At 33.1% G+C, this 24,836-nt stretch carries 21 protein-coding genes; 7 read left to right on the top strand and 14 right to left on the bottom strand.

All coding sequences use genetic code 11. The annotated features are described in order from the left end of the window. Position 1: 1 nt before the first annotated feature. The 5 genes from dut to N4A45_06525 form a co-directional block, all read right to left on the bottom strand. On the bottom strand, positions 2–442 hold the full coding sequence (gene dut, locus N4A45_06545; GenBank protein MCT4664877.1) for a dUTP diphosphatase: 441 nt from the start codon (positions 440–442) through the stop codon (positions 2–4). Then, the gene (locus N4A45_06540) at positions 439–1,896 is read right to left on the bottom strand and encodes an oligosaccharide flippase family protein (GenBank protein MCT4664876.1); all 1,458 of its coding nucleotides are present in this window, start codon (positions 1,894–1,896) and stop codon (positions 439–441) included. The genes dut and N4A45_06540 overlap by 4 nt, the downstream gene beginning before the upstream one ends. 391 nt (positions 1,897–2,287) lie before the next feature. Beyond that, positions 2,288–3,064, bottom strand: a complete 777-nt coding sequence (locus tag N4A45_06535; protein ID MCT4664875.1) for an enoyl-CoA hydratase-related protein — start codon at positions 3,062–3,064, stop codon at positions 2,288–2,290. A gap of 7 nt (positions 3,065–3,071) precedes the next feature. Further along, positions 3,072–4,514 (bottom strand): ATP-binding protein, encoded by a 1,443-nt coding sequence (locus N4A45_06530; protein ID MCT4664874.1) that lies wholly within the window; start codon positions 4,512–4,514, stop codon positions 3,072–3,074. A 3-nt stretch (positions 4,515–4,517) separates the two neighbouring features. Further along, on the bottom strand, positions 4,518–7,091 hold the full coding sequence (locus N4A45_06525) for a tetratricopeptide repeat protein (GenBank protein ID MCT4664873.1): 2,574 nt from the start codon (positions 7,089–7,091) through the stop codon (positions 4,518–4,520). 251 nt (positions 7,092–7,342) lie between these two features. On the opposite strand from N4A45_06525, the gene N4A45_06520 reads away from it, so the two are divergent. The 5 genes from N4A45_06520 (at position 7,343) to N4A45_06500 (ending at position 12,151) form a co-directional block, all read left to right on the top strand. Next, positions 7,343–8,047 (top strand): hypothetical protein, encoded by a 705-nt coding sequence (locus N4A45_06520; protein MCT4664872.1) that lies wholly within the window; start codon positions 7,343–7,345, stop codon positions 8,045–8,047. Positions 8,048–8,049: 2 nt separating this feature from the next. Continuing rightward, on the top strand, positions 8,050–8,547 hold the full coding sequence (locus tag N4A45_06515; GenBank protein ID MCT4664871.1) for a metallophosphatase family protein: 498 nt from the start codon (positions 8,050–8,052) through the stop codon (positions 8,545–8,547). Between the two features lie 29 nt (positions 8,548–8,576). Next, the gene (locus N4A45_06510) at positions 8,577–9,053 is read left to right on the top strand and encodes a hypothetical protein (protein ID MCT4664870.1); all 477 of its coding nucleotides are present in this window, start codon (positions 8,577–8,579) and stop codon (positions 9,051–9,053) included. A gap of 127 nt (positions 9,054–9,180) precedes the next feature. After that, positions 9,181–10,569, top strand: coding sequence for a TlpA family protein disulfide reductase (locus N4A45_06505; protein MCT4664869.1), 1,389 nt, complete (start codon positions 9,181–9,183; stop codon positions 10,567–10,569). A 4-nt stretch (positions 10,570–10,573) separates the two neighbouring features. Beyond that, positions 10,574–12,151, top strand: coding sequence for a DUF853 domain-containing protein (locus tag N4A45_06500; GenBank protein MCT4664868.1), 1,578 nt, complete (start codon positions 10,574–10,576; stop codon positions 12,149–12,151). A gap of 44 nt (positions 12,152–12,195) precedes the next feature. Here N4A45_06500 and N4A45_06495 read toward each other — a convergent pair whose 3' ends face one another. Both N4A45_06495 and N4A45_06490 read right to left on the bottom strand, forming a co-directional pair. Further along, complete coding sequence (locus tag N4A45_06495; protein MCT4664867.1) at positions 12,196–14,340, bottom strand: T9SS type A sorting domain-containing protein; 2,145 nt, start codon at positions 14,338–14,340, stop codon at positions 12,196–12,198. A gap of 105 nt (positions 14,341–14,445) precedes the next feature. Next, positions 14,446–14,694, bottom strand: coding sequence for a hypothetical protein (locus N4A45_06490; protein MCT4664866.1), 249 nt, complete (start codon positions 14,692–14,694; stop codon positions 14,446–14,448). 365 nt (positions 14,695–15,059) lie between these two features. Here N4A45_06490 and N4A45_06485 point away from each other — a divergent pair, with 365 nt between their 5' ends. Continuing rightward, complete coding sequence (locus N4A45_06485; GenBank protein MCT4664865.1) at positions 15,060–15,821, top strand: hypothetical protein; 762 nt, start codon at positions 15,060–15,062, stop codon at positions 15,819–15,821. Positions 15,822–15,945: 124 nt separating this feature from the next. Here N4A45_06485 and tsf read toward each other — a convergent pair whose 3' ends face one another. The 4 genes from tsf to rplM all read right to left on the bottom strand — a co-directional run bounded on the left by tsf (position 15,946) and on the right by rplM (position 18,578). Then, complete coding sequence (gene tsf, locus N4A45_06480) at positions 15,946–16,776, bottom strand: translation elongation factor Ts (protein MCT4664864.1); 831 nt, start codon at positions 16,774–16,776, stop codon at positions 15,946–15,948. A gap of 70 nt (positions 16,777–16,846) precedes the next feature. Beyond that, positions 16,847–17,635 (bottom strand): 30S ribosomal protein S2, encoded by a 789-nt coding sequence (gene rpsB / locus N4A45_06475; GenBank protein ID MCT4664863.1) that lies wholly within the window; start codon positions 17,633–17,635, stop codon positions 16,847–16,849. A 97-nt stretch (positions 17,636–17,732) separates the two neighbouring features. Further along, positions 17,733–18,119: a 30S ribosomal protein S9 gene (gene rpsI / locus N4A45_06470; protein MCT4664862.1), complete on the bottom strand. Its 387-nt coding sequence runs from the start codon at positions 18,117–18,119 to the stop codon at positions 17,733–17,735. Positions 18,120–18,125: 6 nt separating this feature from the next. After that, on the bottom strand, positions 18,126–18,578 hold the full coding sequence (rplM, locus tag N4A45_06465) for a 50S ribosomal protein L13 (protein ID MCT4664861.1): 453 nt from the start codon (positions 18,576–18,578) through the stop codon (positions 18,126–18,128). 400 nt (positions 18,579–18,978) lie between these two features. On the opposite strand from rplM, the gene N4A45_06460 reads away from it, so the two are divergent. Continuing rightward, entirely contained in the window at positions 18,979–20,025 is a 1,047-nt protein-coding gene (locus N4A45_06460; GenBank protein MCT4664860.1) for a bifunctional methionine sulfoxide reductase B/A protein, read from the top strand. 129 nt (positions 20,026–20,154) lie between these two features. On the opposite strand, the gene N4A45_06455 is transcribed toward N4A45_06460, so the two are convergent. The 3 genes from N4A45_06455 to N4A45_06445 all read right to left on the bottom strand — a co-directional run bounded on the left by N4A45_06455 (position 20,155) and on the right by N4A45_06445 (position 24,833). Beyond that, positions 20,155–21,402, bottom strand: coding sequence for an aminotransferase class I/II-fold pyridoxal phosphate-dependent enzyme (locus N4A45_06455; GenBank protein ID MCT4664859.1), 1,248 nt, complete (start codon positions 21,400–21,402; stop codon positions 20,155–20,157). Between the two features lie 435 nt (positions 21,403–21,837). Then, the gene (locus N4A45_06450; protein MCT4664858.1) at positions 21,838–23,832 is read right to left on the bottom strand and encodes a mucoidy inhibitor MuiA family protein; all 1,995 of its coding nucleotides are present in this window, start codon (positions 23,830–23,832) and stop codon (positions 21,838–21,840) included. A 113-nt stretch (positions 23,833–23,945) separates the two neighbouring features. Then, complete coding sequence (locus N4A45_06445; protein MCT4664857.1) at positions 23,946–24,833, bottom strand: 3-hydroxybutyryl-CoA dehydrogenase; 888 nt, start codon at positions 24,831–24,833, stop codon at positions 23,946–23,948. Positions 24,834–24,836 lie beyond the last annotated feature (3 nt).

Below are 24,836 nucleotides of genomic sequence, written 5' to 3'. Positions count from 1 at the left end.
GTTATACTCCTGTGCTTCCAAAACCTCCTGTTCCTCGAACTGTTTCGGAAAGTGTGTTTACTTCTTTTAGCTCCATTTTGGCATACTTTGCGAATACCATTTGAGCAATTCTTTCACCATCTTTTATGGTAACATCTTCGTTAGAAACATTGGCAATAATTACTCCAATTTCTCCACGGTAATCGGCATCTATCGTTCCTGGGCTATTCAGGCAAGTGAGACCTTTCTTTAGGGCTAATCCAGATCTAGGTCTTATTTGTGCTTCATATCCTTGTGGAATCGCTAGAAATAATCCTGTTGGGATAAGTGTTCTTTCTAAAGGCTTCAAAATAATGTCCTCTTCGATATTTGCATACAAATCCATTCCTGCAGAATCTTCTGTTTTGTATTCAGGATTTTGATGTTTCGATTTATTGATAATTTCGACTTGGTCCGTTATCATTTTCTAATTTTTTTCAACGTTTTTCTTTCAAAACCTAAAATTAAACCTAAAAAAGGAATTAACAATAGATTTCTATAATACCATTGGGTATATTCAATATGCAAACTAAGGTAATATAATGCAGATGCAAGCAAAATATACGTTAAAATGCGTTTAATTTTATAGTCAATGGGGTAGTTTTTCTGTCCAAAGGAATAGGAGAGAAGCACCATAATAAAATAGCAGAATAGGGTTATCCATGCCGAGGCAATATAACCGTACTTTGGAACCAAAATATAGTTGAGTAAAACAGTGATTCCTGCCCCAATCAAAGTAAATGTCATGCCGTATTTTGTTTGGTTATTTATTTTATACCAAACAGAAAGATTACTGTATATTCCAGAAAAGACAATGGCTAAAATGAGAACAGGAACAATTTTAAATCCTTCATGATAACTCCGATCTTTTATATATAGCTCTTTAATCCAGAATTCATTAAAAACTATGAATAAGCCTGCTAATAAACTGATGATTACAAAAATATTCATCACTATGGAGTAGTTTTTTTTAGCCCCTGCTTTATCCGCTTGATTAAAGAAAAAAGGCTCTATTCCCATGCGATAACCTGTTATGATAATTCCTAAGAGTAAGGCTACACGATAATTTGCTTTGTAGATTCCTATTTGAGCTTCTCCATCTTCAAGCATTTTTTTGAGGAAAATGGTGTCTGCTTGTTCATTTATGAGGTATGCCATACTTCCTATAGCAATGGGAATTCCATATTGATAATATTTTTTTATGAGCTCAAATTTCCATTTCCAACGGAATTTAATTATTTCTGGTAAAAGAAGGATTAACTGTATCCCAGAGGCTATCAGGTTTGCTAATAGGATATAGAAAACCAAGTCATTCTGACTAAATGTGTTGAAGGGGATCCAAGAGGGTAAAGCTTTTTGATCAGGAAGATATTTAAGAAATATATAAGTAAAAAGTAGAATGATAAGCGCATTGAGAATTCTTATAAGACTATATCTGAGTACTTTTTCTTTATATCTAAGTACTGCCATGGGAATTAAACTCAATATATCAAATGCCATAATTCCTAAAAGCGTTCTAAAGTGATTCACAAATTCTTTTGAATCAATTAGAAGAATAGAAAGGGGTTCTGCCCAAATAAATGCAGGAACTAAAAAAAATAGTAGAAATAGCCCATGATTAAGATGCATGGTTCCTTCAACATTTTCTTGTTTGTTTTTATTTTTGAAGTAAAAATAACCTGTTTCAAACCCAATACTGATGATTGCTGTAGAAAAGGCAATAAAAGTATAGAGATAGGTCATTTGACCAAAATATTCTTTATCTAATTCTTTGGTAAACCAAGGAGTGAGAATCACGCTTATTCCTTTAGAAAGAATGATACTCAAGGTATAAATAGCTGTGTGAATAAGATTTCTTTTAAGAAGATTTTTTGTCATTATTCAAAAAGATTCATAGGTGATAACACTTACGTGTTAATTTTACCCTTAGGTTATAGTTACTTTAAGAGGTGTTTACTTTGTGAAACATCCCCCTTCCCCTCCCGAAAAATCGGGACAAGCTATTCAAAGGGGGCTTATTCAGTGATTAATACCATTTTCGGTGTTAATTTATCCATATATTTTGTTTCTTTATTCGGAGTATTTCGTTGTAGACCTCCTGAAAAGTCAGGACAAGCTCTGTAATTCAAATCTCCCTTTAAAGTGGGGATTATAAATGGTATGATTACTAGACAAAGAAACTAAAATTGTCGGTATTTTCAAAAATAAAAAAGATTGCCAGCCGTAAGAACAGACAATCTTTCATTTTCAATTTATTTCAAGATTGTATCTATTGAAATTTTGGTTTTCTTTTTTCTAAAAATGCCGTAGTACCTTCTTTAAAATCAGGTGTTCCAAATGCTTTTCCAAATTCTTTAATTTCGGTTTCAAAACCATCAGTGTTTTTGTCAAAACAATCTTGAACACATCTTAGTGCTGCGGCAATGGCAGTACTAGAGTTTTTAATGATTTTACTCGCCATTTTTCTTGTTTCATCCATAAGCTCATCTGGGCTTACAACATGGTTTGCAAGGTTGATGTGCAAAGCGTGTTCTGCATCTATCATCCCTGCTGTAGCAATCATTTCTATAGCTTTTCCTCTCCCTACTATTTGTGCCAGTCTTTGTGTTCCTCCGTATCCTGGTATAACCCCAAGGCTTACTTCTGGTAGACCTACTCTAGCATGGCTAGAAAAAACACGAATATGACAAGACATAGCCAATTCTAAACCACCTCCTAAGGCAAAACCATTTACGGCTGCCAAAATAGGTTTTTCAATTTTTTCTACGAAAGTAAAAAGACTTTCATGTCCCACACGGCTGAGTTCTTCACCTTGTTCAACAGAAAAATTCGCAAATTCACTGATATCAGCTCCAGCTACAAAAGCTTTTTCACCTGCTCCTGTAAGGATAATTGCCTTAACTTCATCATTGCTTGCTAAACTTTTAAATGCCTCATGTAACTCAGAGATTGTTTCTTTGTTTAGTGCATTAAGTTTTTTCGGTCTGTTAATTGTGATAGTTCCAATATGATCTTCTATAGAGATCAAAAGATTATTATAGTTCATCTCTCGTTTATTTTTCGATGGGTAATTTAATGATAAAGGTTGTCCCGATATTTTCTTGAGTCTGGAATTTTATTTTCCCTCCGTGTGCCAAAATTATGTTTTTCACCATTGCTAAACCTAATCCTTTTCCAGAATTTTTGGTGGTAAATTTCGGTTCAAATATTTTGGATTGAATCCTTGTTGGAATTCCACTACCATTATCTTTGATGTAAATATACAAGAAATCATTCACCGATTCATAACTCATCACCACTTTTGGTTCTTTATTATTAGGGATCGATTGGTAGGCATTTTTTATAAGATTGATAAAAACTTGATGAAGCTGATTTTTATCTGCCATTACACAGATTTCTTGTTTGTAAGTTGTGAAATCTAGATTTTGACTTTGGTATAATTTTGCAACGGGATGAAGAATATTGTGAATCTCAATTTTTTCAATGGCTAATTTGGGTAAAGAAGCAAAATCAGAAAAAGCATTGGCAATATTGGTCATATTATCAATTTGTTCTACCATAGAAAGACAAAATTCATCGAGCTCTTCTTTAAAATTTTCGTCTGTTGGATCTAGATTTTTTTGAAGAAACTGTACCTGAAGTTTCATAGGAGTAAGCGGATTCTTTACTTCATGGGCTACTTGTTTTGCCATTTCTTTCCAAGCTTCTTCTTTTTGTTTTTGAGCGAGGAGTTCGGCACTTGCTTTTAGCTTTTCTCTTGTTTTATTATACTCTTTTATCAATAAGCCTACTTCATCATTTACATTCCATTCAAGTGGTGGAGCATCTTTATCTAATTCCATTTTTTTGATGTCTTCAGATAAGGTTCTAAGCGGTTCTGTAATGTATTTTGCCAAAATATAGACCATTACTACAGCCAGAATCAGCAGAAACAGATAGATTATAGATAATTCTCCAAGATAGGTTTCTATGTCGTTACTTTTGGTTTTGTCAAAATCGAAATATGGAATGTTTAATATAGCAATATTTTCACCTTTTTTATTCTTTATAAGAAAATAGGAGGAGAAAAAACGAACTCCTTCTGAATGCTCTAAGGTATAATCATTTTTCTCTAAAACTTGTTTTAAAATTTTGGTCGGAAGTTTTTTAGGAAGTCTTTTTTCTGTGAAAATTTCAGGATCAGATTGTATAATGACTTCCCCTTTCAAATTATAATAATTGACATCTATATTATTGATGTCTGTGAGTTCTTTTGTGTGATTTTCAAAATGAAGAACAAAGTTTTTTTGATTAACAAATTGAGAGATTTTCGCCAGATGATATTCTACTTGTTTTACAAGAGAGAGTTCTTTTCTTTTCAACCTTTTTCTGTGGTAAGTGTCATTTTGTTTGTTGAAATTTAGATAAGTAAATATCCCAATAAAGAGAAAAGAGAAAAGAAGCAAACTCAAGTTTGCCAAAAGGATTTTGGTTCTTAAACCTACTTTTGAGAACATCTATTAGTTGTTAAAATATTGTTTTTCGAAATCCAAATATTCTTGGATATTTTTTCTTTTGTAAAATATGGGGTAATTCTTGGCAGCCATGGTCATTGGTTGAGCAATAAATCCTTGAACACTGGCATAATCTTGATCAAGTTCCATGAGTTCAATAAACTTTTTAGCATCTTTTGGTCCACTAAATACTTTGGCACTCACTAAACTTTTTCCATCTTTAAAAATGATAGCACTTACCACAATATTTTTTTGTTGATAGGCACGTGAACTAAAGTCAGATAAAAAACTTTGTAGTGCTTGAGCATTACTGGTTTCACAGAGAAAAAGAGCAAAGAAAACATCATCAGTACTTTCATTATAAATACTTTTTTTCTGATCATTTTTTTGCTTGTTCTTTAAGAATAAATTTAATCTCTTTTTCGCAACGTTTCCTTCTGTAGTTTCTGGGTAAGTCTTCACAAGGTCTTTCAAGCTATTTATATAGAAATCTTTACTGCCATTACCCGCATGTGCTTCTGCTACAGCTAATTTGAATTTAGGATGTAGCTTGTGGTCTTCAAATTGTTTTGAAAATTCATCATAAAGAGAAAAAACTGTTACAAACTTTTCTTTCTTCAGATTTTTGTATGCTTTTTTGTACAATGTCAGTGCTGGGTCTTCTTGTTCTTTCACCATTTTTCCTTCTAATAAGTTATGGTAAATACTTTCAGGATATTCTTGAGCAACTTTTAAGCGGTATTTATTGGCAAATTCCATTTTATGATCCGCTTCATGCAGTCGGACTAAATGATAATAGGAGGCAGGCTTATGTTTAGAATTAGGATATTTGTCTACAATAATTCTAAACTGATTTACTGATTCTGGAATATCTTTTAAGTATTCTTTATAAATCATTCCTAAGGCAAAATGAGCTTCCACAATTTCGTCTTGCAATTTGAATTTCCTTTTAGTTGAGTTTGGAATTTTCGCCATTAAATCACCTATTGCTATCGCTTCTTCTTCGGTGAGACTATCTTTTTGCATCAGTGCGTTTTCCTCAGTAGTTGTACTAAGGTCGTTTTCCTCTTGTTCAGTAATTTCTGTTTCTTCGTCTGGATTTATGGTTCCTTTGTTTTTTCTTCGCCAATTATCTTCTAGTTTTCTGATACCCCAAACATTGCTAAAAAGCTTTTTCCCATTCTCTATAAGGGTTTTATCATCAAAATACCAATTAATATTTTTCTTACCGTTTTCAAGGTTTATTTTCGATTTTATTTTCTCTAAAGTTGCCAGTTTCTCGGCTTCTTTTTCCTTTTGTGCATTCAGTTCCCTCAAGGCTCTATTTTTTGCCCACAAATATTGTTGATCTTCATTCCAGGCACTTACGATAAGTAAAGAATCATTGAGATCAATGGTCTGATAATGCTTTGCTAGATCCGAAAGGGATTTCCACTTTTGTTCAATTTGTTCGTAATTCTTGAATTTTTCATCTATTATATTCATAACGGCATCGTAGTGTTCTTGTGCCTGATTATAATTTTTTAATTGAAATTCAAGGTCTCCTTTGGCTAGGTGTGTTCTTGCTAATTGAATTCCGTTGTCAAAATTGGTATCCAAAGAATTTTGATAGTTTTCTAGAGCAAGGTCATAATTTTCAATTTTTTCATGCAGCACACCTTTTGCATAATATACTTGATCCATCAGTGTTTTATAAACGCTGTTGTTTTCAAGTTTTTTAATACTTGCAAAAAGTTCTGAAGCTGAATGAGTTTCGGGATTAAAGCTTTTTGTTTGAGCAAGCACAGAATTAAAGACCAAAATAGGATCTTTTCCTCTTTTTTCGGCTTCAAAAAGAAAAGTTGTTGCCTCTTCTAATTGGTCATTTTCTAAAGCATATTGCCCTAAAATATAGAAATTTCTTCCGATGTGATCTCCAGAGTTTGGTAAATACTTAATGGTCTTCTCCAGTGCCGTTATCGCTTTCTTAATTTGATCATCACGATAAAAAAGCTCCGCTCGAGTCTCTAAAATATGTATTTTGTGTTTCTTTTTAAGATCGTCTGTTTCCACAATTTCTTGCAATTGCCTTTCTGCAATTCCATAATTTCCAAGCATAACTTGAGTTTCCGCAGCCCATATCTTCAGACTTACATATTCACTTAGATTCTTGTATTTTTTTCCGTGATTAAATATTTGAGCTGCATTTTCATACTCTTGACGATAGAAATAAGCTTTTCCGAGGAGTAAAAATGTCTCATCCATCCAGTTATTTCTTTCTTCTCCTCTTATAACCATAGAATGACGTTGAACAACCTCACTCGTTTTTTTTATGACTGTTTCAAAAGGGGTATGTAGCGTTTTTGCTTCCTCTTCACTTCCTAATTTTCTAATAGGTAAGGTGCTTCCGTAGTCCTCTTTAATTTGATTCTGATAAGATTCCATCGTTTTATCAAACAAGACTTGAGCGTTATAACATTTATTATATCGAGCTGTAACCCAATGATAATTACGGTTTAAAAATTTATTCTTTTTTACCGAACATCCATTAGAAATAAATAAAAGTACTAAGAGTATAAAAGGGAAAAAACGTTTTTTCATTCTTTAGATCACAATTCCTACAAAATATCATGCAAGATAACTAATACCACTCATAAACCAAAACAGACTTGAACCAAGCTTGCTTGTGATTTTACGAAACTATATTGTTTATCGTATTTTTAGTCGAAATATTGTGGGAAAAATCATCAAAAATTGTTTTTTTTGCATCAAAATATCCTTTTCTGAATCACTTTATAAAATTTGTAGCAGTATTAAATTTTGTTGTAAATTAGCGAAAATAGTTATGTATTATGAAAATAAAAGTCGTTTTATCGTTTTTAGTTTTTTTGATTTTGACCTCGTGTTATAAAGATGAAGAGACTCTTCCTCTTGAGGATTTTGATTCTGATATGAAAAGATATATGCTTTTTGATATTGGTTCTAGTTGGACTTATAAGGTCTCAGATACAATTGCTCTAGTTCCTTATACTGTTAGGATAGAATTACAAGATATTAAGACAGAGATAGTAGAGAGTAAAGATGGTAAAAATCGGGTAAAGAAAAGAACCGAAACGTATTTTGATTATCATGAAAATGAATTTTTTACAAGAACGATTACGGATGAAAATTTCACTTATTTAGAGTCTAATTTCTATATTGACGATAGTGGAAATAAATTGCCAATTGAGAAAAAAGATCTTCGAGTATATAAAGTAGAAAGTAAATTTGGAACGTATTATTCAAAAATAGAAGGACCCACTTATAGCAGTTATAATGCTGATAATAACGCATTCCATGGAGACGTTATTTATGCTTATGATGTAGGGGGCTTTTTAAACAATTTCCAGGGTACGCCTTATAATGTGAAACTTGTTACCTCTGGAGAGGATGTGGTTATTCAGTCTGTTAAAATGTTGCGATATGAAAATGCGTATAGCGTTGGAATAGGGATGGTTTATCACAATGATTTATTAGCGGAGAAAACGTATCAACTGATCTCATCAGATATTAAATAGTCTTGAAGCAAATTCTTCTTCTTTCGGATACTCATGCCTTTATAGATAAAGAGGCGGCAGCACATTATCAAAACGCAGACGAAATTTGGCATGCAGGTGATATCGGTAGTCAAGAAGTGTTAGATTATTTGGAAACTTTTGCACCTGTAAAAGCTGTTTATGGGAATATTGATGGACAGGATATTCGTGTTCGTTGTCCAGAAGATCAAATTTTCTTTTGTGAAGGTAAAAAAATTTGGATCCGACATATAGGAGCCTATCCACCTAAGTTTAATACCAAAATACAGATGCTACTCAAGCAAATTCAACCCGATATTTTTATTTGTGGACATTCACACATTCTGAAAGTTATGTATGATAACAATTTTTCTGTTTTACATATCAATCCAGGGGCTTTTGGCAAAAGTGGTTTTCACCAAGAAAGAACAATGCTTAAATTTTCTATAGATCAAGGGAAAATAGAGAACATGCAAGTAATATCAAAACCGAAAAATCCGTAGAAATTATTATTTTTACAAAAAAATACATCATGAGATATATTTCAGCTTTTTTAGTGACATTTTTAGTTTTTGTGGGGGTACTTTCTTGCGAAAAACAAATCCCAACATTAGAACCCGATACACGAATCTATAATAAATGGATTGTAAGTGCAGGTTTTTATGATGGTCAACCTCTTATTTATCATGTTTGTGATTTGAAAAAATCAGGATATATTTTCAATAAAAATGGAAGTATAACTTTAATCGAAGCCTTGGAAGATTTGCCAAATTGCAATAAAATAAAAACATACTCAGGAAAATTAGAAAGACTTCCAGGAGACTATCTTGAAATGCATGGGCAGGACGAAAAATTTGATTTTGGATATTACCGTTTAGATTTCACAAACTCATACCAAGAAGGAAGAATATACTTAGACACAATTGCTCAAGGAGATACAGTCTTGAGGTTTGAAGGAGTCGATCAAGAATCTAAGAAACTTTATTTGACGCTACAAAAAGAAAAATAAACTATTGAAACTATTGCTAAATAAATTCTTGAATAAGAGATAAGAAACCATTAATTAATTTTAAGTCCCTTGTCTTGATTTTTATTTGGTATAAAAAAAATTATAAACAACTAATAAAATCGGAGAAATGAAAAAAAGTGTTTGGATCACTTCATTACTATTTTTACTATTTAATGTCGCCTGTGGGCAAAAACAACATTTTATTGAAGGAGCTGTAGAAAAAGGATACACCATAAAGGAATTGTCATTGAAGAAATACGGTGTTACAAATGATGTGGTTACAGAGATCAAAGTCGATAATAATAAATTTAAAACAGCCATTCCAAATAATTGCAAAAAAGGAATGTACCAATTGTATCTAAAAGAAGAACATGGTGTAGAGCTAGTTTTTGATGTAATTATTACGGGAGAAAACGATGTAGAATTGTTTATTCATAAACGAGATGTGAATGCTAGAAGAATAGAACCAAATAAAGTTTTTGAGACAAAAGATCCCATTAATTTAAAATGGAAATCATATTCAGATGAAAATTTGAAAAATTCTGAGGCACTTAGTTTGCTTAGAAACACATGGTTGACTTATCCGCTAGAAGGAGACGAGAAATTTTTGAAACAAATCAAAAAACAACTCAAAGTTCTATCTAAAAGAAATGATCAAATTATCGAAAGAGCAAAAGCAGATCATGAATTTTTGGGTGCATTATTGAGCATGAAGCCAAAATTGTATGTAGATATTTCTGCTAAAAGAGAACATCAAGATAGTTTATTGTTTTTAAACAGTCTTAAAATGTATGATTTAAATCAGCCAGAATTATGGAATTCTCCTGCTTACCAAAACCTATTTAATAGGTATTTAGGGATGGTTTATAATAAGAATAAGCATCTACAGAGAGAAGATTTAGAACTTGAAATGGTGACTGGAGTAGATGAAATAATGGATCAAATTACCGATACAGAGGTAAAAGGTAAAGCCGTAAATTTGCTTACCCAATTGTTTATTCCATCTGGTTTTGATATTGTAGTTAGACATATCGACCTTGTCTATGGAGAAGAGGGATCATGTGATAACGATGAAATAAAGCACAAAAGAGAACGAAGAATTGAAGGATATAAAAGAATGAAAAAAGGAAATATAGCTCCTGCCATTACAGGTGAAGGGCAAGAAAATATGTTAAATTCCTTAGATTCTGATTATAAAATTGTTGTTTTCTGGGCGTCTTGGTGTCCACATTGTATGCAAATGATGCCTGAGTTAAATAAATGGTTTGACTGGCATCCAAATGCCAAGGCAATAGCCGTAAGCTTAGATACAGATCCTACTTCTTATAAAAACACCATCATAAGTTTTCCAAATTTTAAACATACTTCGGAGTTTAAAAAATGGGAATCTGAAAATGTCAAAAATTACTTTGTAACAGGTACACCTGCTATTTTTATTCTAAACAAAAAGAATGAAATCATTAGCCAAGCAAAGAATATTGAAGAACTGAATAAAGTGTTCAAAACCCTAAAATAATTTCGTGGAAAAGAAGGATCAAATCACCCTTGAATTTCAAAAAGAAATTCAAACTAAATATACCTATAAGAAAGATTTTATTACTATTGGTGGTGGAATGCTCAATGGAGAGCCTGTAGCTGAAACCAAAGTGAAAATTCCCCTAAAAACACTTAATAGACACGGTTTAATAGCTGGGGCTACTGGTACAGGGAAAACAAAAACTGTTCAAGTACTTGCAGAGCAACTTTCTTTAAAAGGGATTCCTAGTTTATTAATGGATATCAAGGGTGATTTGAGCGGTTTAGCACAACCTGGTAGTTCTAATGATCATATTGTTTGGCGACACGGAGCGATCGGAGAACCTTATGAACCCCAAGGATTACCTGTGGAACTCATGAGTATTTCTGATGAAAAAGGCGTGAAGCTAAGAGCTACCGTATCAGAGTTTGGTCCCATTTTACTATCCAAAATATTGGGCTTAAATGAAACTCAAATGGGTATTGTGAGTATAATGTTTAAATACTGCGATGACCAAAAAATACCACTCTTGGATCTAAAAGATCTTAGGAAAACACTCCAATACCTCACTTCTGAAGGGAAAAAGGAAATAGAAAAAGAATATGGATATATTTCAGGGAGATCTGTAAGCGCCATTCTAAGAAAAATAGTAGAGCTAGAAGAACAAGGAGGAGAGAAGTTTTTTGGAGAGAAATCTTTTGATATTGAAGATTTGTTACAGGAAAGAAATGGACAAGGACAGATTTCTATTATCCGTCTAACAGATATCCAAAATAAACCAAAATTATTTTCAACATTCATGTTGAGTCTGTTAGCAGAAATATATGAAACCCTTCCAGAATCTGGGGACGACGATCAACCTAAACTTTGTTTATTTATAGATGAAGCACACCTTGTTTTTAAGGAAGCTACAAATGAATTGCTCGATCAAATCGAAATTATCATTAAGCTTATCCGATCAAAAGGGGTGGGTGTATTTTTCTGTACTCAATTGCCCACAGATGTTCCTGAAGAAGTTCTGAGTCAACTAGGGCTAAAGGTTCAACATGCGCTTAGGGCATTTACGGCAAAAGATCGTAAAGCGATTAAGAAAACAGCTGAAAATTATCCCGAAACTACTTTTTATACTACCGATGAACTCTTGACTTCAATGGGAATTGGAGAGGCAATGATTACTTGTCTAAACGAAAAAGGAATCCCTACACCTTTGGTACATACGCTTTTGAGAGCTCCGATTTCTAGAATGGATATTCTTACCGAAAAGGAAATAGATAAAATCATTGATCATTCTGAACTGGTAGAAGAATATGCCGAGGATATTGACAGAGAAAGTGCGTATGAAATTCTTTCAGAAAAAATAGAAAAAGCACAAGAAGAAGAACGCAAAGCAGCACTCAAAAAACAAAAGGAAAAAGAGAAAGCTGCGAGTTCTAGAAGGCGATCTGGAGGAAGAAAAAGACAATCTCTTGGCGAAAGCCTCCTAAGTAAAGCAACTACAATTATTGTTAGAGAATTTACTCGTGGAATTATGGGCGTTCTTGGAATCAAAAAAACAAGACGGCGTAGAAGAAGAACTTACTAGATCTTGATAAATTTTAGAAGTGCTCTTTTTGAATTGTTTCTTAATTAGATCTTGATAAATTTTAGAAGTGCTCTTTTTGAATTGTTTCTTAATTCTATGAGATAAGATCCAGGAGATAAGTTTTCTACAGAAATTTCTTTTTGATAGTTTCCTTTTTGAATCAAGTTTCCTGAAATAGAATAGATCAGAAAACTTTCAAATGAATGATTACTCTGGATAGATAAATGAGTTTTTGCAGGGTTAGGATATATGATAACTTCTTGTGGGTTATCTATTTCTACTACACTGATTTGATTCTTGTCAATTCCAACAAAATACTCCAATCCGCCTTTGATATTCCCTAGAATCATATCCATTTTCCCATCTTGGTTTATATCCGCAATTGTTGGACTTAGATATCTTTTATTGTCAAACTTTTGAAGATTTTCAGTAAGTGTTTTATTTCTAAAATTGCCTTTGAGATTGTTTTCTAAACTATCAAAAACATGGATTCCTCTTTCTGCTGTTCCAATAATAAGGTGCATTTTATTATTCATCTCAACAATTGTAGGATCTGTATATCCGTTTCCAAAGTTGTCCACTAGATCTATACCGCCAAATTTATTTGTATCTGGGTTTAGTGAAAACTGTGGATTTGATTGCGTTCCTGTATTTTCATAATAATTGATATTCCCATCTTTTTCTCCCACGAGTAAGTCTAAATCAAAATCCCCATCTAAGTCATAGAGAAAAGGCTTTGAAGAAACCCCTACATTTACAGAGTTGAACAGTGAATTATTGTAAATATAGCTGGGTGCAGCATTGTTAGTGGTATTTTCAAAATAAATGACTTGCCCATTTTTATTTCCCATGATAATGTCAAAATCCCCATCAGAATCTAGATCTCCAAAGCTTGGGGCAAGTTGTAAACCAATGTTTTTTGATAAAAATCCTCCAAAATCATTAGAAATCTGTTTGAATTTAGGAGTTATATTATTTCCTATATTTTTATAATAATATATTGAGGAAATAAAATTTTTGGAAGCATCAAAACGTTCACCACTGCTTACAAAAAGGTCTTTATCTCCGTCTTGATCAAAATCAAATAATCTAACAATAGAGAATTTTCCTATATCGATCATATCTTTTTGAAGGTAATTTTCCTCTTGAAAATCAAACTGTGGTACGATCTCATTCCCTGTATTTTTATAGTGCCAAACACTGTTTTTGGTTACAGAATTATTTGAACTATTGGGTGTAACAAGCATATCTTGATCTCCATCTTTATCAAGGTCAATGAATTTTACTAATGGAAAAAGTTGAACATCTATAGGTTTGTTATTCGGAAAAGTGAAAATTTGTTCAGTCATGGTTGCCACACCAGCATTTGGGGTGTTTTTTAGCATAACAATATTGTTAAAAGAAACATCGCCTAGAAACATATCTTTGTCATTATCGCCATCTATATCAAAAATAGTAACGGTAGAACCCGAGTGTCTTGAGGCGAGGGGAGGGGCTGCATTTCCGTCATCGCAGTCATGTAAGGTAACACTATTGTCTGAGAAGTTTTCTGTAAACCTTCCATAACATCTATCTGTTAGTTTGAGTTCATAATTACTGGCTGTTCCTATGTTTTCATGGAATTCTAGCTTTGTACCTAACACGCCAAATGTTAAGAGGTCTAAATCACCATCTGCATCGGCATCTTCAATAGCAGGTACATCAATTGCCGAAACGAAGAGCTTACTGGTTGTTGTAGGACCTCTTTTGGTTCTTAAAGTATCGGGATCAGACCATGTAATGGGATTTGTAGCCAATTGACGATAGTAGAGTACTCTTCCTGAATAATTGGTAAACAAATCCATTAAACCATCATTATTAAAATCTGCGGTAAGCATCCAGCTTTCTAACTTTGGAAAGTTTTTTTCAAATTCAGGTTTTCTACTATATGGGCTGTTTGGATTCCATGGATTATAAAGCATACAGATGACTTGATTATCGGCTCTGTCGAATATCACAAGATCTTTGATTCCATCTTTGTTAAGATCCATTTCATTGAACTGGGGCGCATTTAAACCACCTGTCCAAGGAATGTATTTATCTTGATTATTTACTTCTATATCTGGGTAAAATCTTTGTCCGAAATAGGGTTGTGCTTGAATACCGAGAAATGACAAAAAGAAAAATGCTAAAATAAGAAATGGTTTCATAGTCCAGAAATAAGTTTTGAAAGATAAAGTTATACAATTTTCAATCCAAATAGACTTTTTTCTGAGTGTGGTTTATTACTTTAACTGTTTGAAATTACGATTCTATTAATTTTTTAATCTTTCATAGTAATGAAATCCTATTGAAGAATTTATGTCATTTTTTAAGTCCCTTGTTATTTCATGATAGTTTTTGCTATATTTTATTTGAGCCAATTCGTTTCTTAGATCATCAATGCTTTGTTCTATTTTATTTCTTTGATTAAGGTAGGTTTCTACGGATATTTCTTTTGAAATATCCCAAAAATTAAAAAGCTTTTCTATAATATTTTCTTGAGCATACAATTTTATTTGCAATGTTGTAATTTTGTAAACATATCAAGTAAGATATTGTATTTGAATAGTAAAACAGATAATCAATTCAAAAAATCGATTTAAAAAAATCAAGAAAAGACATAGGATTATTGTTGAAAATCAATAATATAGAGTTGATTTATCAAGAATAGTTTGAAACACTAAAAAATGGTTGCTCTTTAACGAAGTTTCGTTTAAGATATCTATCAACTGTGTTGCTATAACAGATTTGATATCGATTTTCTTTCATTAATCATGGAAGAAAAAGGATAATAATAAGTGGACATTATATACATAAAACTCAAAAATCTTTTAAATGAGAATTAAGAAGATTCCTAGATATTGAGTTCTAAAAAACGTAACATTTTATGAATTTTGATTCAATTTTTGAAAATATAGTGATAATATTCCCTCAATTCGCCTCTGTAGATTTGAGTACTTGGATAAATCTATTGATTGCGGTTTTGACAACTATAGTAGCTTTCATGAGTTACAAAGTTATGAAAAGACAAACTGCATTAATGGAGGATTCTCATCGACCAGAACTTGTGCTTTCTGATGAATATTTCATGCATCTTGAAAAGAAACATAATAAACTTGAATGGCTTGATGATGAAGGTAGGTACTTCTTTTTAGAGTTACATAATATCGGAAATGGAAATGCAAAAAAAATCAAATTATGGTTTGAATACGAAAAGTTGGAATTGGATGATTTTTTAAAAAAAATAGATAAAGATAAAATGCTACAAACTAAAATTTATAAAACAGAATTAAATGATACGGAAAAATTAATAATCACTAAAGCATTACTTGGAGAAAGCTCTACTGAAATAACTCTTTCTAAAATACACAATAATATTGAAAAACTTAATGGAGTAAGAACTTCTCAAGTTATTCCTCTAAGGGAAAGTAGAACAGTACCTATGAACAAACAGATACTCGCCTATTTAAGTTGTGTAGTACAGATTGCTTCAGAAATATCCAGTGATTTTCCAAGTTTTAAGATTCATGTTGAGTATTATAATTTGTATAACACTAAATTTAACATTTCATATTGTTCTGAAATAAGCTATTTTAAAGATGGCTTAACACTAAGCTTCAATGAGATTAATGATGTCGAGAAAACCTAATGCGTAACGAAGCTCAATAGCAATAGCACTATTGATAAACTTTGAATCCTCCAATTATAAGATAAAAAAAAAGCCTTTTCAGAAACTGAAAAGGCTTTTTATAAATTGTGTTTTTTGGTTTAAATTATACCAAGCTACATCTTTTGAAATCTACAGCTACCAATTCTTTGTCAGCTGATTTTAGATATTGTTCAACAGTTACTTTACTGTCTTTGATGAATGCTTGAGCAACCAAAGTATTCTCTTTAAAGAATTTGTTTAGACGTCCCATTGCGATTTTGTCTAACATCGCTTCAGGTTTCCCTTCTTGACGAGCCAAATCTTTACCTACTTCTAGTTCACGGTCAATTGTTGCTTGATCTACACCATCTTTGTTCAATGCTACTGGGTTCATAGCGGCAGCTTGCATCGCTACATCTTTTGCTAACTCAGCTGCATTGTCAACAGATTTGTTAAGTCCAACGATTGTTGCAATTTTGTTTCCAGCGTGGATATAAGATCCTACGAAACCAGCTTCAATACGCTCGAAGAACTTCACTTCAAGTTTTTCTCCGATAACCCCTGTTTGTTCAATAAGTTTATCAGCGATAGTCATTCCGTTGATGTTCATAGCCAATAGTTCTTCAGAACTTTTTGGGTCATTTGCGATTGCTACATCTAGAATAGATTTTGCAAGAGCAACATAAGAATCATTTTTAGCAACGAAATCTGTTTCACAGTTCAAAGAGATTACAAATCCTTTAGAATTGTCCTCAGTAGTTCCTGCTAAAACAGCACCTTCCATTGTTTCACGGTCAGCTCTCTTAGCGGCTACTTTTTGTCCTTTTTTTCTAAGGATATCAATTGCTTGTTCGAAATCTCCTTCTGCTTCTACAAGAGCTTTCTTACAATCCATCATTCCAGCTCCTGTTTGCTTTCTTAGCTTATTTACTTCTGCTGCAGTAATTTTTGCCATTTTGTTTGTTTTTTTGAATTGCTTAAAAAAATAACCATTCGAGATTAAATGGTTATTTTTTTAAGATTAATTATTTGTTTTCTTCTGCTTTTGGTTCCTCAGCTTTCGCTTCAGTTGCTTCTTTTTCGGCTTTTTCAGCTTTAGCTTTCGCTTGCTCTTTGGCTTCGTTTTCAGCTTTTCTTTCTGCTAAACCTTCAAGGATTCCGTTTTTCACGTATTCCATAATTACTCCGATAGACTTAGAAGCATCGTCGTTTCCTGGGATTACGTAATCAACATCTAGAGGGTTTGAGTTTGTATCTACGATTCCGAAGATTTTAATACCCAATTTTTTTGCTTCGGCAACAGCGATATGCTCTTTTTTAATGTCAATTACGAAGATTGCACCTGGTAAGCGGTTCATATCTTTAATTGACCCGAAGTTTTTCTCTAGTTTTTCTCTTTGACGAGTTACGTGAAGTCTTTCTTTTTTAGAAAGAGTTTCAAAAGTTCCGTTGGTCTTCATTCTATCAATAGCCGTCATTTTCTTAACGGTTTTACGGATAGTTACGAAGTTTGTCAACAAACCACCTGGCCATCTTTCTGTAATATATGGCATGTTCATTTCGTTGGCATTGTTTGCAATCAATTCTTTTGCTTGCTTTTTCGTTGCTACGAAAAGAACTCTTCTTCCAGAGCGTGCAATAACTTGAAGTGCATTAATTGCTTCTTCTAGTTTTACTGCTGTTTTGTTTAAGTCGATAATGTGGATACCATTTCGCTCCATGAAGATATATGGCGCCATATTAGGATGCCATTTTCTGGTAAGGTGTCCAAAGTGTACACCTGCATCTAGTAATTTTTTGATTTCTACTGACATAATTTCTTTTTGGGTTTACTTTCCTGTTAACATAATTTGCCAATTGCCTAGTAGCTTAAATAATAAGGTCTCGACAATTTGGATGCTAAACACCGAATTAACGTTTCGAGAATTGGAATTTCTTTCTCGCTTTCTTTTGTCCGAATTTCTTACGTTCAACCATTCTTGGGTCTCTAGTAAGTAATCCATAAGGCTTGAGCATTGCTCTATTTTCTTCATTCACTTCACAAAGTGCTCTAGCAATACCAAGGCGGATTGCTTCAGCTTGCCCTGTTAATCCTCCTCCGATAACATTTACTGTTACGTCGAATTGTCCTGCAACACCGGCCAAAGCTTGAGCTTGCTCAAGTTTGTATTGTAAAGTACCTGTTGGGAAGTATTCTTTAAAATCTCTTCCATTTACAGTGATTGCTCCTGTTCCTTGTGAAAGGTACACTCTGGCAATAGCCTTTTTTCTTCTACCGATTGTGTGAATTCTTTCCATCTTTTTTTAGTAGTCGTTTAGGTTAATCATTTCAGGTTTTTGAGCTTCTTGATTGTGCTCTGTTCCTGCATAAACTTTTAGGTTACGGTACATTTGCGCTCCTAATTTGTTTTTTGGCAACATGTTTTTTACTGCCATTTCTACCAATCGAGTAGGGAATTTATCCATAATCTCTCTGGCAGTTCTTTCTCTTTGTCCTCCAGGGTAACCTGTATGGCGAAGGTAAACCTTCTCTTCCATTTTGTTCCCAGAAAGCACAATCTTCTCTGCATTGATAATAACAACATTATCTCCACAGTCCACGTGAGGTGTAAAATCCACCTTGTGCTTTCCTCTTAGGATCTTGGCTACTTTTGATGCCATACGTCCTAGAGTCTGTCCTTCTGCATCTACAAGAACCCATTTTTTTGAAACGGTATTCTTATTAGCAGAAATTGTCTTGTAACTTAATGTATCCACAATATCTGATTTTTAGTTTGTTAAAACGCCAATGGGCGCATTACACTTAAAATAGTCTGCAAATTTAATATTTTTATTGATATTTTGTTAGCTTTGAATGAGATAATTTGGAAATAGTAGTTTTACTGTATTAACACATGTCGATTTTGATAAATTTTCTGACTGCACTTCATTTATCAAAGACACTTCAATACTCATTATAAAGTGAAATGAAACAGAAATTCCTAAGAGAATCATCGAAATTTAGCTGTTTATAGCTTTTCTGAATTAAGTGATACTTTTCTACGAAAGCATTTTGAAGAATCTAGTTTGATAGATATTTATTAAAAATAACTACTTTTTTTGGTAAGGAAACCTAATTGTAGATTACAAAAGGGTAATTTTAAAACTCATAAGTAGAATGAAAAATATCGTACTTATTTTGCTGTCTTCTGTATATGTAATGGTTGGCTGTGCCCAAGAAGTGAAGAAGCATCAGAAAGAAACCGTTAACTCTCAGAAAATTGAAATTGTCAAAGATTGGTCGAATCCCGTATTCAAATCTGAAGAGCAATGGAAGAAAGAATTGAGCCCTGCCCAGTTTCATATACTAAGAAAAAAAGGTACAGAAAGACCATTTTCACATTCTTATAACGATAACAAAGGTAGTGGTACTTATATTTGCGCGGCTTGTAATAATGCGTTGTTTTCTTCTCGTCATAAATTTGATTCGGGTTCAGGTTGGCCAAGTTTTTGGCAACCGATGACGAAAAAAAGTATTGAAGTAGGTGCCGATTTTTCTCATGGAATGACTCGTGATGAGGTTGTTTGTCAAAGATGTAATGGCCATTTGGGTCATGTTTTTCATGATGGACCAGAACCCACAGGATTACGCTATTGTATTAACGGTGAAAGTCTTTATTTTGTAGAGAAATCCAATATTCAAACCGCCGTTTTTGCACAAGGTTGTTTTTGGTGTGTAGAAGAAATTTTTGAATCTATCAAAGGTGTGAAAGCTGTGATATCAGGTTATAGTGGGGGCGAAAGAGCAAATCCGACGTATCAAGAAGTAGGAGCAGGAAAAACAAATCATGCAGAGGCGGTTCAGGTGTACTATAATCCTAAAGAAATTTCTTATGAGGATTTACTTCGTGTTTATTTCCATTCGGGAGATATTACACAGGTTAATGGACAAGGTAATGATCGGGGAAGACAATATCGTTCTATGATATTCTACAAAAATAGAAAACAAAAGAAGCGCATCTATAAATGGATTGAACAACTGAACAATTCTGGAAATTATTCAAAGCCACTAGCAGTAGAAGTCCAAAAAGAGGGGAAGTTCTATCGAGCAGAGGAATATCATCAGGATTATGTAAAGAAACATCCAAATCATTCTTATGTAAAGGCTGTTTCTATCCCAAGGTATGAGAAGGCAATTAAATTATTTCCAGAATTGTTGAAGTGATGTTATTAAAAAAAATATCTACCATTTTTACCACGACAGTGAATAGTTGATCGCTCATAAAGAATCAAAAAAAAGACCATTCAAAATTTTATTTTTGAATGGTCTTTTTATGGTTATAGGTGGGTAGTGTTACTCACTGATATTTGCAATAGAATCAGAGACATATTCTCCATTTTCTAGTTTGTCTTTTATTTTGGTAAAAGATTCTATAGTATATTTTACATCCTCTTCTGTATGAATGGCAGTAGGGATTAATCTTAATAAGATAACTCCTTTTGGCACTACTGGATATGTTACTATTGAGCAGAATATACCAAAGTTTTCTCTCAAATCAACCGTAAGGTTTGTAGCTTCTCCGAGTCCTCCTTGTAGGTAAACAGGTGTCACACAAGACTCTGTGTTTCCGATATTGAATCCAGCTTCTTCAAGTCCATTTTGTAGGCTTGAGGCTATATTCCAAAGATTTTCTTTGTGAGAAAGGTCATCTCTCATCATTTCTAATCTTTTTCTAGCGCCCACAACAAGTGGCATTGGGAGTGATTTTGCAAATATTTGAGAACGGGTATTGTATCTCAAAAATTCTACAACATCTTCTGTAGATGCAATAAATGCTCCGATACTGGCAAAACTCTTAGCAAATGTTCCAAAATAGATATCCACTCCATCTTGAACTCCTAAATGTTCTCCTGTTCCTCTTCCTTCGGCTCCCATAGTTCCTACACCATGAGCGTCATCCACAAAAAGACGGAAATTATACTGTTCTTTTAATGCAACTATTTCTTTAAGCTTTCCAAGATCTCCTCTCATTCCAAAAACTCCTTCTGTAACTAATAGGATTGCTCCATTTTGTTTTTCAGCAAGTTTTGTGGCTCTTTCGAGTTGTTTTTTTAAGTTTTCGATGTCATTATGAGGAAAAACAAATCTTTTTCCTTGATGTAGGCGTACTCCATCAATAATACAAGCATGCGAATCACTGTCGTAAACAATTACGTCATTTCTGTCAACCAAAGCATCTATTGCTGAATGCATTCCTTGGTATCCAAAGTTCAGGAGGATAGCATCTTCTTTTTGAACAAAATCTGCTAGTTCTCTTTCTAGTTTTTCATGAATGGCTGTATTTCCAGACATCATTCTAGATCCCATAGGAGTAGATAATCCCCATTCTTTTGATGCCTCAGCATCTACTTGTCTTATTTCTGGATGATTCGCAAATCCCAAGTAATTGTTAATACTCCAAGTTAGAACCTCTTTTCCCCTAAAGTGCATTCTATTAGAAATTGGTCCTTCTAATTTTGGAAAAGTAAAGTACCCATGTGCATCTTTAGCATGCTGTCCTAGGGGACCTCTATTTCCCTTTAATTTTTCGAATAAATCCATCCAAGGTTTTTTTAGATAATTGGTGCAAAAGTACACTATTTAGTCAATTTGACATTGTGTTCTGTTAATTTTGGATAATGAAAATCTACTAATTGCTATATTTTGTCTATAAAAAAATAAATTCACAGAGATGAGTTTGCAGAATTTGTATACTTCTCTAGTTATTAGGTGTTGAAAGCCAACAGAATTTGTAAAGTTTTTTAATTGCTATTAAAATTATACACAATTCCTAAAGAGCGCCACTTCTGGGTATTTTGGGGTTCACCACTTCCTGTTCTTGAGCTGTTGCAGATAAGGTTAAAGCTAAACAAAGGATGAAAAACTACTGGTAGAAAACACTTTTCTACCAGTAGTTTGTATTTTTTTAGGTTTCATAGTTTTAGATAATTCTCTGCAAGATTATCAAGAAATTTTTATATTCTACCTAAAAAGGAGTTACCTGAGCATTTTTTTAGGATATCTTACAGAGTATTTGTAAGTGATTGTTTTCTTTGCTTTTGGCTGTAGCAAAAATTTCCAAGTATAGATTCCTTGATCGCTTTTTTCGTTCGGTTCCAGAGTCATTTCTTCAATTTCTATCACGATATCTTCAAATTCTGAAATAGGAAGCACATCTTGTAATTTGATTTGAACAGGGGTATTTTTATTGTTTTTTACTTCCAATTCTATTGATCGGAATTCTTTGATTTTTCCACTAAAGAACTTTTTGGATTCTTGTAGTTTAATGTTTTTCTTTCTTGTAATGATTCCATTATCCTCAGTGAAATCTAAGGCTAGTGTATCTTGGAAGTTTTCATTTACAAAATCAGCCTGATTCACTAATCTGTTTTCGTAATAGTAATGCACGGGAGCATCTTGAAGTCTTAAACTTTCCCAATCGGGTAATAACACTTGTAGGTTAGCGATTTTTTTGAGCTCTGGTACTACTATGTATTCATAATCTGTTACGGCCTTGGTGGTTTGTAAATCAAAATTATGAGCCTCTCCGTTACTTAAAACAGTCATTTTCTGTTTTAATGAATAGGTGAAATCACTTTCTATTTTGTCATTATGTTCTAGGGCTGAGAGTGAGATGGTGTTTGTGGATTTTGCTTGATTATAAGAATTTCCATTTACCTTTACTCCGTCCACATAATAGACTACTTCGCCACCTCTTCCACCTCTTACGCTCAGACCATTATCTATACTTGGTACAATTTCTTTTAGCTCCATTTCATCAGCCATGAACTCTTCTTTGTATTCACTCTCAATGATTTCTGCTTTTACTTGGGCATAATGGTTTTCTTTACTCAGCTGAACAGAGTTGAGTTCCCCATTGGAATACATCTTTTTTGAGTTAGTTTGGTATCCATGAGATTCCACTTTTACGGTATAAATACTGTTGTCTAATAGTGGATGAACCTTGAATTTCCCTAAATTATCTGTAAAACATTGGTGTACGAGTTTTGAACCATGAAAAATAGAAACTTTTGCATTAGAAATAGGTTCTTGGTATTTACTATCAATAACTTTTACATTCAAACTCCCATAAGATATTTTTTCCTTGTCTAATGGATGATTACTATTTCCTCTTTCAAATAACCAAGGCGTTAGCTTTCTGATACTTTTGTCTCTGTACAAATCAGAAGTCGATAAGGTCATTTTTATATTGTTCCAGTCTTCTTGTGTAGATTGAAAAACGGTAGCTTTATATTTTATTTCTAAGGGTTTGAATGTAGATTTCACCACGAAATCATAACTAGGTATCCATCCTGCTTTTGGGTTTGTATAAGTCAAAGAAAAATGCCTTTTTAATGCTTTAGATGTATTGACTTTTAAAATAAGATTTAAAGTTTGTAGGCTCTTTTTTGTGGTATTTGTATGTAGTTGTTGTTTTAAATCAAAGATCTCTTTCTCTTGTTGTTTGATTTTCTCTCTAATAATGATTTTACTATTTTCAATACCTGTTATTTGTTTTTCGTAATAATCTACAATAGATTGCAGCTGAGTTAAACTCAGACCTTTTTCACCAGTTTCAATTTTATTGTTTTTCTTCAGAACTTCCTTTTTGTCTTTCAAAACAACTAGCTTGCTGTTTTGTTTGGAAATTTCGGTTTTTATATTTTCGATTTTTTCCCTCAGCTTTTTAGATTTGTTGAGTATCAGTAAATTGTTTCCAATATCAACTTGTGGTGTTAAGGAAACCAGTTCAAGTCCTTTTGGAAATTGAATTTGAAGTGTTTTTAAATTTGTTTGTAGGGGTAAGCCTTTAATTATTAAATGTGATTTACCAGCAGGAATAAATTTTTGGGCTTTTCTCGTAATCTGTGCTCCATTGGGAAATACAACAACAGATTCTATTTTAGAATTTACTTCTAAAGTGTCTTTTTGGGCTTTGAGAGCAAAGGGAAATAACAGACCTATAATTAAAAGGTGTAAGATTATCTTCATTATAATTTATTTTTTGTTCTAATTTACTATTATCTAGATAAAAAACGCAAAAAGTCAAAGAAAGACTTTTTGCGTTTCATTATTTTGGAGCAATTCCTCCGTTTTAGAAAGGATTAAGCAAACTGCTTACTCACTTTTTCAGCTTTACGGCTTTCACTATAATCATAGAATCCTTCACCAGATTTTACTCCGTTTTTACCAGCTGTTACCATATTTACTAATAATGGACATGGAGCATATTTTGGGTTTCCGAATCCTTCATGAAGTACATTTAGGATAGAAAGACAAACATCCAATCCAATAAAGTCAGCTAGTTGAAGTGGTCCCATTGGGTGTGCCATTCCAAGCTTCATTACAGTATCTATTTCTTGAACACCCGCTACACCTTCATACAAACTATAAATAGCTTCGTTGATCATAGGCATTAGGATACGGTTTGCGATAAATCCTGGATAGTCATTTACTTCTACAGGAACTTTTTTCAAGTTTTTAGACATTTCAAAAACTTGATTGCATACCTCTTGAGAAGTAGAATATCCTTTAATTACTTCTACCAATTTCATAATCGGTACAGGGTTCATAAAGTGCATTCCGATCACTTTTTCAGGTCTATTGGTAACCGAAGCAATTTTTGTAATAGAAATCGAAGAAGTGTTGGTAGAAAGGATGGCTTTTTCAGGAGCAAATTCATCCATTTGACGGAAAATATTCAATTTTAAATCGATATTTTCTGTTGCTGCTTCTACTACTAAATCGGCATCTACAACTCCATCTTTTAGGGCTGTAAAAGTGGTAATATTTCCGAGAGTTGCATTTTTATCTGCTTCGCTAATTTTTTCTTTAGCAACCATTCTGTCAAGGTTTTTACCAATAGTTGCTACTGCTTTATCCAAAGCATCTTGTGAGATATCAATCAATGAAACTTGATACCCAAACTGCGCAAAAGTATGAGCGATTCCATTTCCCATGGTTCCTGCTCCAATAACGCTAATATTCTTCATTTT

The organism is Flavobacteriales bacterium, assembly GCA_025210805.1.
Lineage (GTDB): Bacteria > Bacteroidota > Bacteroidia > Flavobacteriales > CAJXXR01 > JAOAQX01.
This window is presented reverse-complemented; position numbering and strand designations above follow the sequence as displayed.